Below are 12,644 nucleotides of genomic sequence, written 5' to 3'. Positions count from 1 at the left end.
AGCGTGATTCACACCAAGGTGCGATGCCGCGAGATCACCGAGTCCGACGCCGAGGCGGTCGCGGACCTGCTGACGCGCGGCTTCGTCGGCCGTTCACGCAACTATTGGATCCAGGGCCTGCGCCGACAGGCCTTCCGCTCTGTGCCGGAGGGCTATCCGCGCTTCGGCTACATGCTCGAAAGTGACGGCACGCCGGTCGGCGTGCTGCTGCTGATCTACACGGCGCGCAAGAACGGCGAAGAGACCGCCATCCAGTGCAACCTGTCGAGCTGGTATGTCGATCCGGCCTATCGCAATTACGCCCCGCTGCTGACCAAGATCGCGCAGCGGCACAAGGACGTGACTTACTTCAACATCAGCCCGGCGCCGTGGACCTGGCCGATCATCGAGACGCAGGGCTTTCGCGCCTATTGCCGCGGCATATTCTTCTCGGTCCCTGCGCTGGCGCGCCCCCCGCGCTGGAGCGAGATCGAGGTCATCTCGCCTCACGCCAAGACGATCGAAGGGCTGTCCGAAGCCGAGACAGAGCTGCTGACGCGGCACGCGCGCTACAATTGCCTCAGCCTCGTCTGCCGCACGCCGAAGGGAACATTCCCCTTCATCCTGCAACCGGTGCGCATCCGCCGCGGCTTCATTGCGCCCCCCGCGATGAAGCTGATCTATTGCCGCAGCGCCGCGGAATACGTCGCCTGTGCGGGCCGCATCGGGCGACTGCTGCTTCGGCTCGGCAAGGTCGCGGTGGCGCTCGATTCCAACGAACCGATTCCCGGCCTTGTCGGCATTTATACCGAGCGGCGCGGTCGCAAATACTTCAAGGGCCCGCACCGGCCGCAGCTTGGCGACCTCACGGATACGGAACTGGTGCTGTACGGGCCGTAGCGAAGGCTTTCGGACCCAACCAGCGCTGTCGTCCCTGCGAACGCAGGGATCCATAGGGACGACACCTCAATATGTTGCGCCGTACCGGCCAACTCTTGAAGGAGTCTCCGCATTCCGGCGCGCTCTCCATCCCCGGTCACCCTCCGTAAACTACTGCGCTTAAGGGAATTTTCCCGCCTCTTCGCTACCCTCGGTGGCTGAATTAGATTGCGTTAAGCCTATTGCCCGCCGAGATGCCGCCGATCCCATGATTTCGACCCGCGACAACGAGCTTGGTGCACGCCGCGAGCAGGGCCCGGAGGCCCTGGTCGCGCTGAGCCAGCTTGCGCTCGACCACATGGAGCAAGGCGTCTGCGTCTACGATGCCGACAACCGGATCGTGCTGGTCAACCAACGCTATTTGTCGCTGTTCGGCATGTCGGCCGATGTCGTGCGTGTCGGCACCAGCTACCGCGAGGTGCTCGCGCACAGCGCCGGGCGGGGCAACTTTCCGGAAGGCGAGCTTGACGCTCTCTATTCGGCGCGGATGGCGCAGATTGCGGGCGGACAGCCGTTCCGGACCGAGCAGCGACTTGCCACCGGCCTCGTCATGTCGCTCGAGCTGAAGCCGCTTCCCGGCGGCGGCTGGATGACGATCTGCGACGATGTCACCCGCCTCGCCCGGCTCGAAGCGGAATTGCGCGTGCAGACCGAGCGCAGCCAGCACGCACTCTCCAACATGTCGCACGGCCTCATCATGTACGACGCCGAGAGCCGCGTCGTCGTCTGCAACGATCGTTTCCTGAACCTCTATAATCTCGATCCCGGCGTGGTGAAGCCGGGCGTCTCGCATCGTGCGGTGCTCGACCACTGGATTTCGCGCGGCAATCTGCCGGGCATGCCGGCCGACGAATTCCACAATTCCAGACTGGAGGACGTGCGCGCCAGACGGGCGAAAACCATGCTGGTGATGCGTTACGACGGACGCATGGTGCAGACGGTCTCCCGTTTCCTGCCCGACGGCGGCTGGGTGACGGTGCACGAGGATGTCACCGAGCGGTTGCAGTACGAGGAAACGCTGAGGCAGCAGAACTTCATCCTCGATGCGGCGCTGGAGAACATGGCGCACGGGCTCGCCTTCTACGACAGCGACATGCGCCTCCGCGTCTGCAACACCACCTACCGCAAGATCTACCGGCTGTCGCAAGAGGAGACCAGGCCCGGCACGCATCTCGCCGAGCTGATCGAGCGTTCGATGGTGAACGGTGCGTTTGCTTCGGAGTACAGCCCGGAGCAGATCCTCGAAGCCGCCAGAGAGCGAATCGCGAACCGCGACCGCTCGCCGATGCGGCGGAGCATGTCGAACGATACCGTGATCTCCGTACGCTATTGCGCGCTCGCCGAGGGCGGCTTCGTCGCCACCTATGAGGACATCACCGAACGCGAGCACGCGATCGAGGAGCTGAGCGAGCAGTACCGCCGCTTCGACGCGGCGCTGAACAACATGAGCCAGGGTCTGTGCATGCTCGATGCGAGCCTGCACGTCATCGTGTGCAATCGCCGCTATATCGAGATGTACGGCCTGTCGCCCGACATCGTGAGACCCGGCGTCTCGATGCGCGAGATCATGGAGCACAGCTGCGAGCTCGGTATCCATCAGAACATGACGGGGGCCAGGCTCTATGCCGACTACGTCGAACGGCTGCGCGAGGGCGAACACACGCTGCACCGCCATTTGACCGACGGCCGCATCATCAAGCTGAATCACAAGCGAATGGAGCATGGCGGCTGGGTCGTCACCTACGAAGACGTCACCGAGCGCCACAAGGCCCAGGCCCGGGTGGCGCATATGGCGCGCCACGACTCGCTCACCGACCTGCCCAATCGCACGCTGTTCCGCGAGAAGATGGGCGAGGGACTGAACCAGGTCGCGATCGCCGGCGGCGAGATGGCGGTGCTGTGCTTCGACCTCGACAATTTCAAGACGGTCAACGACCGCCTCGGCCATGCCGCCGGCGACCGGCTGCTGCGCTGGGTCGCGGCGCGTCTGAAGGAGAATGTCGGCGAGCACGACACTGTCGCTCGGCTCGGTGGCGACGAATTCGCCGTGCTGCAGCGCGGACCGCAACCGCAATCGGCAGAAAAGCTCGCCCGGCGCCTGGTCGAAATCATCGGCCACCCGCCACCGCTGGAAAGCCAGTCGATCCATGTCGGCGTCTCCGTCGGCATCGCGATCGCGCCCGATCACGGGCTCGATGCCGACGAGCTGATGAAATGCGCCGATCTCGCGCTGTACCAGGCCAAGGCCAAGGGGCGCGGCGCCTATCAGCTGTTCGAGCCCGAGATGGAAGAGGAGGCGCGCAGCCGGCACGCGCTGGAGCACGATCTGCGCGGCGCGCTGGCAGCGCACGAATTCCATTTGGTGTTCCAGCCGCAGGTCCGGCTCGATTCGTCGGAGCTCACCGGCTTCGAGGCCCTGCTGCGCTGGAAACATCCGTCGCGCGGCTTCATCTCGCCGGCCGAGTTCATTCCCATCGCGGAAGAAAACGGGCTGATCGTCCCAATCGGCGAATGGGTGCTGCGCACCGCCTGTGCGACCGCCGCGACCTGGCCCGGTGTCGCCGTCGCGGTGAACCTGTCGCCGGTGCAGTTCCGCTCGCGCGGGCTGGTGACGATGGTCACGAGCGCGCTGGCGGAGGCCGGCCTGCCGCCGCAGCGGCTCGAGCTCGAGGTCACCGAGACGGCGCTGCTCGACGACAGCGAGGCGACGATCGAAATCCTGCACCAGCTCCGTGCGCTGGGAATCCGCGTCAGCCTCGACGATTTCGGCGTCGGCTATTCCTCGCTGAGTTACCTGCGCAAATTTCCGTTCGACCGTATCAAGATCGACCGCTCCTTCGTCGGCACGCTAGGTGAAAGCCCGGAGAGCGTTGCCATCGTCCGCACCATCGCAAGTCTCGGCTCCGTGCTCGGCGTCGAGACCACGGCGGAGGGCGTGGAGACCGAGGAGCAACTCGACTTCGTCCGCGAATGCGGCTGCACGGCGGTGCAGGGCTATTATTTCGGCAAGCCCTGCCCCGCGTCGGAAGTCGGCCGCACCATCGAGATGCTGAACACTGTCCGGCGCGTGGCGTAGCGCGCTCGGTCAAATTCCGCCTCTCGGCACACGGCCAAACGACGAATTGTCGCATGTCCCGGTTTGACCGGCATTGCCGCACCGACCGCCGCGCGCAGTCCGCGCAATGCGCTTTTCTTCTCCCTCGATTTCGGGAACAATCGTCCGACAAGAACGAGAAACGGCGGTCCACGGAGACCGCTGCGAGGGAGGAATTCCGATGCCGCGATACGGGCTGAAGACGATCGCATTTGCAGCGATGCATGCCGTCATGGGCGCATTGCTCTCGACTGCCGCCAGTGCGCAGGACTATCCCACCAAACCGATCACGCTGATCGTGCCATGGCCGGCCGGCGGCTCGACCGATATCTCGATGCGCGCGATCGCCGACAGTGCCTCGAAGGTATTGGGCCAGCCGATCGTGATCGACAACAAGGCCGGCGGCGGCGGCACGGTGGGACCTGCAACCATGGCCGCCGCCGCGAAGCCGGACGGCTACACCATCTCGCAGATTCCGATCACCGTCTTCCGACTGCCTCTCATGCAGGAGGTATCGTGGGATCCGGCGAAGGATTTCACCTACATCATCCACCTCACCGGCTACACTTTCGGCGTGACCACCAGCGCGGAGTCGCAGTTCAAGAGCTGGAAGGACGTTGTGGAGTTCGCCAAGGCGAACCCGGGCAAGGTGACCTATGCCACACCGGGCGCCGGCACCTCGCTGCATATCGGCATGGAGCAGATCGCCGGGATGTCCGGCATCAAGCTGACGCAAGTTCCCTTCAAGGGCGGCGCGGAGACCAACGCCGCGGTGCTAGGGCAGCACACGATGCTTCAGGCGGATTCCACGGGATGGCGACCGCTGGTCGATGCCGGCAAGCTCCGCCTGTTGATGGTGTGGACCGGCTCGCGCTCGCCGAACTACCCAGATGCGCCGACGCTGAAGGAACTCGGCTACCCCATGGTCTATGACTCCCCGTTCGGCATCGCCGGCCCGAAGGGCATGGACCCCAAGATCGTCGCCAAGCTGCACGACGCTTTCAAGAAGGCGGTCGAGGATCCCGCCGTCGTGGCCACGCTCGCCAAATACGACATGGTGCCGAACTACAAGAACACCGAGGATTACAAGAAGTTCGTCGTCGAGGTCACGGAATCCGAGCGCAAGGTGATCGAGACGCTCGGACTTGCGAAGAAGTAGCTCCAGGCCACCGGCGTGTCCCGGACGCGGTGCAGCGCTTCTTCAGCGGTGCACCGCAGAGCCGGGACCCACCTTGCCAAGCATCCATGGACCCCGGATCTGCAGCGCGTCACTTCGTGCCGCGCAGCGTCCGGGGAACGGCCGAGAGGGTCTATGACCAACCAAACCAACAAACTCCGCCTCAACAATTCCGAACTCTGGGGCGGGCTGATCGGGCTCGCGCTCGGCGGCTTCGTGATCTGGTCGGGCATGAAGCTCAAGCTCGGCACCATCAACGATCCCGGCTCCGGTTACGTGCTGTTCTACACGGGCATCCTGATGTGCGTGTTCGCGGGCTCCATCATCGTCTCGGCTCTCACCGAGGGTGGCCCGACACTGGCCTCGCGCTGGGAGAATGTGCGCTGGAGCAAGCCGCTGCTGCTGATCGGCTGTCTCGTGGCGTTCTCCGTTGCACTGGAGCCGCTCGGCTTCCTGCTGTCGTCGATCCCGTTGATGCTGCTTTTGTTGCGGCTGATCGATCCCGTGCGCTGGACATTGGCGATCCCGATCGCCGTGCTGGTGCCCACGGGCATGTGGTGGGTGCTCAAGCGGCTGCTGCTGATCCAGCTCCCCTCGGGCCTGTTCGGGATCGGCTGAGCCATGGATACGCTCGCCAATGTCGCCCATGGCTTCGGCGTCGCGCTGCTGCCGGTCAACCTGCTGTATTGCTTCATCGGCGTCTTCATCGGCACGCTGGTCGGCGTGCTGCCGGGTATCGGGCCGATCTCCGCGATGTCGCTGCTGCTGCCCGTGACGCTGTCGGGCACGCCGGAATCCGGCATCATCATGATGGCCGGCATCTATTACGGCTCGATGTATGGCGGATCGACGACCTCGATCCTGGTCAACATTCCCGGCGAGGCGGCTTCCGTCGTCACCTGCATCGACGGCCACCAGATGGCAAAGCAAGGCCGCGCCGGCCCCGCGCTCGGCATCTCCGCCTTCGGCTCCTTCATCGCCGGCACGTTTGCACTGATCGCCCTGATGCTGGTCGCACCGAAGCTTGCCAGCGTCGCCATCGCGTTCGGCCCGGCCGAATATTTCAGCCTGATGGTGCTCGGCCTCGTCGTGCTCACCTTCCTGACCCAGGGCTCGATGCCGAAGGCGCTGCTGATGGCGTGCATTGGCGTCGTGCTCGGATTGATCGGGCTCGACAGCATCACCGCGCAGCCGCGCCTGACCTTCGGCCGCATGGAGCTGATCGACGGCATCGGGCTCGTGCCCGTGGTGATGGGCCTGTTCGGCGTCGCGGAGGTGCTGCTCAACACCGAGCAGGCGATCAAGCGCGACATCATCAACGCCAGGATCACCCAATTACTGCCCACCAAAGAGGACTGGAAGGCGAGCGCAGGTCCGGTCGGCCGCGGCACCCTCCTCGGCTTCTTCCTCGGCATCCTGCCGGGTGGCGGCGCCGTGGTGGCGTCGTTCGCCTCCTACGCGCTGGAGAAACGGCTGTCGAAGACGCCCGAGCGTTTCGGCCATGGTGCGATCGAAGGCGTCGCGGGGCCGGAATCGGCGAACAACGCCGCGGCGGGCGGCGCCTTCATCCCGCTGATGACGCTCGGCATCCCGCCGAACGTGGTGATGGCGCTGCTGCTCGGCGCCTTCGTCATCCACGGCCTGCAGCCGGGGCCCCTGCTGATCACGCAGAACCCCGGCCTGTTCTGGGGCATCGTCGCCAGCATGTATATCGGCAACGTCATGCTGCTGGTCCTGAACCTGCCGATGATCGGCATGTGGGTGCAGCTGCTCAAGCTGCCCTACAACATCCTGTTCCCCCTGATCATCCTGTTCACGATCCTGGGCGTCTACTGCTCCAGCAACAACGTGTTCGACGTCTATGTGATGATCGCGTTCGGCATCATCGGCTATTTCATGCGCAAGCTCGGCTACGAGCCGGCACCGCTGGTGCTGGCCTTCGTGCTGGGGCCGATGATGGAGAACAATTTGCGCAAGTCGCTGATCCTGTCGCAGGGCGATCTCTGGACCTTCGTGCAGCGGCCGATCTCTGCGGTGTGCCTCGCATTCGCAATGGCGCTGCTGATCGCGCCGCTATTGCCGTCGCTGCGCAAGAAGCGCGAGCTGGTGGCGCTGGACGAGGGGGCTTAGCGTTTTGCAGGATGGCAAGGGCGCAACGGCTCCGTGCCCCCCTACGACTTTCAATTTCGCGAAAACAACCCCATGCACAGTAGGAAGTGGTTGATTTCAAAGGAGAAATTTTAGCGTGAATCGCTACCCCGCCGCAGGCAATACGCTGTCCGGCGGCGCACCCCACGGCCGCTCGGCCGACGCGAGCCCGATCAAACGACCCTGGATATAGTCGCAGCCCCAATCGCGCAGCATGCTTGCGGCGTCCTCGTCCTGCACCCATTCGGCCACGGTCTTGATGTCGAGGCGGCGGGCGAGGTCGATCAGCGTCTGCACGAAGGCGCGGTCGTCGGCGGAATGGGTGATGTTCTGCACGAACGCGCCGTCGATCTTGACGATGTCGACGCCGAGCTTGCGCAGGTTTCGGAACGAGGTGTAGCCGGCGCCGAAATCGTCGATGGCAATGCGGCTGCCGAAATTCTTCAGGCGCGTGACGAAGCCACGGACGTCGTCGATGTCCTGGATCGCCACCGTCTCGGTGATCTCGACGATCAGCCGTTCGGCGACGCCGGGATGGGCCAGCATCAGCGATTCGATTCCCGCCCACCAGTCCGGATCCATGGTGGTATCGGGCGAGATATTGAGGCTGAGGCAGATGTCGGGCGCGGCGGCGAGCTCGGCGACCACGAGCTCAAGCACGCGATGATCGACCAGGCGGATCAGGCCGAGCCGTTCGGCGACCGGCACGATGTCGGGCGCGAGCAGCACCTGGCCGCCGCCCTGGTCCATCCGCACCAGGCATTCGTGGAAGGCGCGCTCGCGCGAGGCGGCCGACACCACCGGCTCATAGGCGAGCTTGATGCGGCGCTCGTTCAACGCGGTGACGATTTCATCAGTGACGCGGATGTTGACGCGCCGCTGGGCGTCGCGCGTGGCATCCGGACGCCATGCCGCGAACGAGCCGGCGCGGCGGCGCTTGGCGGCATCCAGCGTCTCATGGGCACGGTTGACGGCCTCAATGGTGCTGCGGGCATAGCGCGGCACGCTGACCGCGCCGATCGAGGCGGTGACCGAGACCGGACCGGATTTGGTCGGCACCACCTCGTCGCGGATGCCGGCGAGGAAGCGCTCGGCGGCGACGTTCATGTCGTCGACGGTGCAATTCTTCAGGATCAGGCCAAACTTGTTGCCGGAAAAGCGGCCGAGCACGTCGCCGCCGCGCAGGCGCGAGCGGATGCGCTTGGCGATGTCGAGGATCACGGCGTCGGCGACGTCGAAGCCGAAGGCGTCGTTGACGCGGGCGAGATGGTCGATACCGACGAGCATGAACGCCGCGGTCGAGCGGAAGCGGGTCGTCTCCTCGATCGCCTCGGCCAGCGCCGCGATCAGGTGCGAGCGGTTGAGCTCGCCGGTCAACGGATCGAGCCGAGCCAGCTTGGTCAGCTCCTCGTCGCGGGCGTGGCGCTCATTGTTGATGCGGACCGAGCCGATCGCGCGCGTGGGACGGCCGTCCGGGCCGGCGAACCAGCGGCCGGTCTCCTCGATCCAGATCACGGGATCGGCGGCGCTCATGCGGACGCCGTACTCGACGCGGTAGGGCGTGCCGTCGGCACCGTGCACGGGGGACGTTTGCGCCAGCGCGGCGGTGCGCAGCGACGGCGCGGGCTCGATCAGCTTGGCAAACTCGGCACCGGTCGCCAGTCGCTCGGCGGGAATGCCGGGAAAGACGCTGGCGACCTGATCACCCCAGATGATCGCATCGCTGCCGATGTCCCAGGCGAACACGGCCTGGCCGAGCGCGGCCAGAATGTCGGAGGCTTGCGGTAATGCGGGGATCAAATTCGCCTCGTTTCGGGACAGCGGGAAGTCCTGAGTCGGCACAGGATAGAGCCAGATTCGCGCCCAACCCTAGGCAAAGTTGATAAACAATTTGGAAACCACGTTTCCAAAGCCCTCAGGAACGGATTAGGCTGCGGCGGCATAGGCCTTGCGAGACCATCACATGCACCGGCGCCAATGTCCCAAAACGCGCCAGTTCAACCTGATGAACGGTGTTGCGATGGCGACTGCGGATGGAATGGAAGAGGCAACGAGGCAGGCCGGAACGGCTTTGGTGCCGCTGATGCCGACGTTGTGCTGGGTTCACAAGGCGCCGATGCCGCGCCCCGATCCGAGCTTCGTCACCCAGCTCATCGCCAATGCCGAGCACCTGCCGCAGACGAGCCGCTTGCGCCGCGGCTCTTCCGAAGACGCTCAGATGGCCTATGGCTGCAAGCGCCCGCTGCAAAGCGTCAGCGCACGGACACGGCAGGTGGCTTGAGGCAGGTCAGCGCGGCGGCGTCTCCGAGGACGGCGGCGTGCCGTTGCCCGGCTGAAGCTGCGGCGAGGGAATTTCCGGCGAAGGCGCGCCCTGCACAGGCTTGGGCGCAGGATGATCCATCAGCACGGATTCCGCGACGGATTGCGCCGAAGGTGCGGGAGGCTCCACCGGCGCCGGCTGCGGCGCGATCACCGGCTCGAACTTGCGCTCGGCCACTGCATCCTCCACCGGCGCCTCGGCTTGGCGCTTGGCCTTCCGCGGCGCCGCCACTGTCGTTTCGGCGACATACGTGACGCGACGGCGCGTGCGCTGGGCGATGCCGCCGAGGAAATCGGCCATCGAAAGCAGCACCAGCAGGAAGAAGGTCGAGTTGCCGAATTTCGGCCACATCACGAATTCGGCCGCGGCCGCGCCGAAGATGATCAGCGACAGCAGATGGTCCATCAGGAATTTCGATCCGGGCCGCGCGCCCTTGACCACTTCGAGCAGCAGCAGCACCACGCCGAGCGCCAGCATGAGATCGGCGAGCGTGACCGGCCAGGTCTCGCCCGTGATCATCGGTACCCTGAACAGCACGTCCGTGAAGGATACGGTCGGCATCAGGAAGGCGATGATGTTGTAGACCGCGAGCGGAATCAGAAGCAGCGGGAAACCGACCATCGGCAAAATGCCTTTTCGATCAAGATATCCGGACAGAACAATGCAGCGGCGAAGCATTTGCTCCGCCGCCGTCACTATCTATCTCATGGGTTGGCCGAAATCAGGCAGGCCCAATCATCCCGCCTGAAGAAAGGTCCTGCCTTCAGGACTCTTTCTTCTTCAGGACCTGGCGGCCCTTGTACATGCCGGTCTTGAGGTCGAGATGGTGCGGACGACGGAGCTCGCCGGAGTCCTTGTCTTCCACATAGGTCGGCTTCTTGATGGCGTCTGCCGAGCGGCGCATGCCACGGCGCGACGGCGAGGTTTTTCTTCTCGGAACGGCCATTTCAGTATCCTCTAGGGATTGGTGTCATCAGGGCATCGTCCGCGGGACGGCTCAGCACCCAAACGGGGCGAGCGAAATGCCGATCAAGGCCGGGCTTATAGAGGAAGGCTGGCCGTAAAGCTAGGCTCTTGGGGCGGAAAATACGCCCGGATTGGGCTCAAAATCAGCGATTTTCCTGCCAGCAGGTCAAAAGCGAGCTCGCCTGGCCCCGCGCCATATAGGTCGCCGCCAGCCGCCGGACACCCGGACCGGGGGTTTTGGCGCTGCGTTTGACCGGATTCGGCAGGATCGAGGCCAGGAGCGCCGCCTCCCGAAGTGAAAGGTCCTCCGCCGACTTGCCGAACGCATAGGCGCTGCCGGCCTCGACGCCGAATTGGCCCCGTGGGCCGAACTCGGCGATGTTGAGGTAAATCTCCAGTATCCGCGGCTTGGGCAGGACGAGATCGATCCAGAGCGCGAGCGGGAATTCGAGCGCCTTGCGGACGAAATCCCGCCCCTGCCAGAGGAACAGGTTTTTTGCGACCTGCTGGGTGATGGTGGAGGCGCCCCGGAACGGCGTACCGTCCTCCTTTGCATCGTCGATCGCCTCACGCAGTGCGCCCCAATCGATCCCATGATGCTTGCAGAAATGCGCATCCTCGGCCGCGATCACCGAACGCGGCAGTGAGGGCGACATCGCCGCCAGATCGATCCATTCCCGCTGCATCGGCGCGCCACGCAGCGAGCGCCACGCCATCAGCGTCGAAATGGGATGACCGATGCGGTAGAACGGCGCGATCACATAGGGCGCGAGAATGACGACCGCGATCACGACCAGCAGGATTTTGACGATGCGCAAATCGACCTTTCCGTCATGAAACGAGAAGCGGCCCCGGCTCCCCCCATTAAGTCTGTGATAATCCGGGCCTTTTCCAGCACTTTTTAGGCCTTCCAAACGATTGACTGGGGCGGGCGCATAAAGGATTGTCCCGCCGAATTTTAGTTCTGGAGCCCTTCTTGATGACCGGCACGTCCCCGTCCGATTTCGCCAAACGTCTGGACAAGACCGCTGATGACACCGAGGCCCTGCTCGGGCGCCTGCTGTCGGACGACATCCTGCACGATGAGATCGCCCGGCCCAAGCGACTGATGGACGCAATGCGCTATTCGAGCCTCAACGGCGGCAAGCGCCTGCGGCCGTTCCTGGTGGCCGAGAGCGCCGCCGTTTTCGACGTCCCGCGCGAAGCCGCGCTGCTCGTCGGCGCCGCGCTGGAATGCATCCACGGCTATTCGCTGATCCATGACGACCTGCCGGCGATGGACAATTCGGACCTGCGCCGCGGCCGCCCCACCCTGCACAAGCACACGGACGACGCCACCGCGATCCTCGCCGGCGACGGCCTGTTGACGCTCGCCTTCGATATCGTCACCCGCGACGAGATCCACCGCGACGCCAATGTGCGCCTGTTGCTGACACGCGCGCTGGCGCGCTGCGCCGGCATCGGCGGCATGGTCGGCGGCCAGATCCTCGATCTCGCCGGCGAAGGCCGTTTTGGCGGCAACGAGCCCATCGACGTCGCGCGTATTCAGCAGATGAAGACCGGCGCGCTGCTGCGCTACGGCTGCATCGCCGGCGCGATCCTCGGCCAGGCCTCGCAAAAGGAATACCAGGCGCTCGACGACTACGGCCGCGCGCTCGGCGAAGCCTTCCAGATCGCTGACGACCTGCTCGACGTCGAGGGCGATGCGGCCGCCCTCGGCAAGCCGGCCGGCGCCGATGCCGCGCTCGGCAAGACCACCTTCGTCACCCAGCTCGGCATCGAAGGCGCCAAGCAGCGCGTGCGCGACCTGCTCGCACGGGCCGACAGCGCCGTGTCGATCTTCGGCGACCGCGCCGCCGTGCTGCAGGCCGCGGCGCGCTTCGTCGCCGAGCGGAAGAACTGAGTTAGCGCACGATCTTCACCTCTCCCCGCTCGCGGGGAGAGATCGACGTTCAAGCGCAGCTTGAATGTCGGGTGAGGGGGAGCCTCCGCGAATCCATCTCTCACCGTCCTTGCGGAGG

The 12,644-nt window shown here is 64.9% G+C and carries 11 protein-coding genes; 7 read left to right on the top strand and 4 right to left on the bottom strand.

The genetic code is table 11. The annotated features are described in order from the left end of the window. Nucleotides 1–3 precede the first annotated feature (3 nt). The 5 genes from SE92_RS25010 (at nucleotide 4) to SE92_RS24990 (ending at nucleotide 7,319) form a co-directional block, all read left to right on the top strand. Entirely contained in the window at nucleotides 4–879 is an 876-nt protein-coding gene (locus SE92_RS25010; RefSeq protein ID WP_063199301.1) for a GNAT family N-acetyltransferase, read from the top strand. Nucleotides 880–1,126: 247 nt separating this feature from the next. Further along, nucleotides 1,127–3,994: a PAS-domain containing protein gene (locus tag SE92_RS25005; RefSeq protein ID WP_063199299.1), complete on the top strand. Its 2,868-nt coding sequence runs from the start codon at nucleotides 1,127–1,129 to the stop codon at nucleotides 3,992–3,994. 199 nt (nucleotides 3,995–4,193) lie between these two features. After that, nucleotides 4,194–5,171, top strand: a complete 978-nt coding sequence (locus SE92_RS25000) for a tripartite tricarboxylate transporter substrate binding protein (RefSeq protein WP_063199296.1) — start codon at nucleotides 4,194–4,196, stop codon at nucleotides 5,169–5,171. A gap of 153 nt (nucleotides 5,172–5,324) precedes the next feature. Then, nucleotides 5,325–5,807, top strand: a complete 483-nt coding sequence (locus tag SE92_RS24995; protein WP_063199293.1) for a tripartite tricarboxylate transporter TctB family protein — start codon at nucleotides 5,325–5,327, stop codon at nucleotides 5,805–5,807. A gap of 3 nt (nucleotides 5,808–5,810) precedes the next feature. Beyond that, on the top strand, nucleotides 5,811–7,319 hold the full coding sequence (locus tag SE92_RS24990; RefSeq protein WP_063199290.1) for a tripartite tricarboxylate transporter permease: 1,509 nt from the start codon (nucleotides 5,811–5,813) through the stop codon (nucleotides 7,317–7,319). 123 nt (nucleotides 7,320–7,442) lie between these two features. Here SE92_RS24990 and SE92_RS24985 read toward each other — a convergent pair whose 3' ends face one another. After that, nucleotides 7,443–9,137 (bottom strand): bifunctional diguanylate cyclase/phosphodiesterase, encoded by a 1,695-nt coding sequence (locus SE92_RS24985; RefSeq protein ID WP_063203747.1) that lies wholly within the window; start codon nucleotides 9,135–9,137, stop codon nucleotides 7,443–7,445. Nucleotides 9,138–9,357: 220 nt separating this feature from the next. Here SE92_RS24985 and SE92_RS24980 point away from each other — a divergent pair, with 220 nt between their 5' ends. Next, nucleotides 9,358–9,618 (top strand): hypothetical protein, encoded by a 261-nt coding sequence (locus tag SE92_RS24980; protein WP_063203746.1) that lies wholly within the window; start codon nucleotides 9,358–9,360, stop codon nucleotides 9,616–9,618. A 6-nt stretch (nucleotides 9,619–9,624) separates the two neighbouring features. On the opposite strand, the gene SE92_RS24975 is transcribed toward SE92_RS24980, so the two are convergent. From SE92_RS24975 to mtgA, 3 genes are all read right to left on the bottom strand, one after another. After that, nucleotides 9,625–10,278 carry a hypothetical protein gene (locus SE92_RS24975; RefSeq protein ID WP_063199287.1) on the bottom strand — a complete coding sequence of 218 codons (654 nt, stop codon included), beginning with the start codon at nucleotides 10,276–10,278 and terminating at the stop codon, nucleotides 9,625–9,627. Nucleotides 10,279–10,420: 142 nt separating this feature from the next. Then, nucleotides 10,421–10,603, bottom strand: coding sequence for a 50S ribosomal protein L32 (gene rpmF / locus SE92_RS24970; protein ID WP_007598106.1), 183 nt, complete (start codon nucleotides 10,601–10,603; stop codon nucleotides 10,421–10,423). A gap of 163 nt (nucleotides 10,604–10,766) precedes the next feature. Then, on the bottom strand, nucleotides 10,767–11,441 hold the full coding sequence (mtgA, locus tag SE92_RS24965) for a monofunctional biosynthetic peptidoglycan transglycosylase (protein WP_063199285.1): 675 nt from the start codon (nucleotides 11,439–11,441) through the stop codon (nucleotides 10,767–10,769). Between the two features lie 161 nt (nucleotides 11,442–11,602). Between mtgA and SE92_RS24960 the strand changes: the two genes are divergently transcribed. After that, nucleotides 11,603–12,526, top strand: coding sequence for a polyprenyl synthetase family protein (locus SE92_RS24960; protein ID WP_063199282.1), 924 nt, complete (start codon nucleotides 11,603–11,605; stop codon nucleotides 12,524–12,526). Nucleotides 12,527–12,644: the final 118 nt, after the last annotated feature.

It is taken from the genome of Bradyrhizobium sp. AT1, from assembly GCF_001590795.1.
Classification (GTDB): Bacteria; Pseudomonadota; Alphaproteobacteria; order Rhizobiales; family Xanthobacteraceae; genus Bradyrhizobium.
The sequence above is the reverse complement of the archived record's forward strand: the minus strand, read 5'-3'. Positions and strand labels throughout refer to the sequence as shown.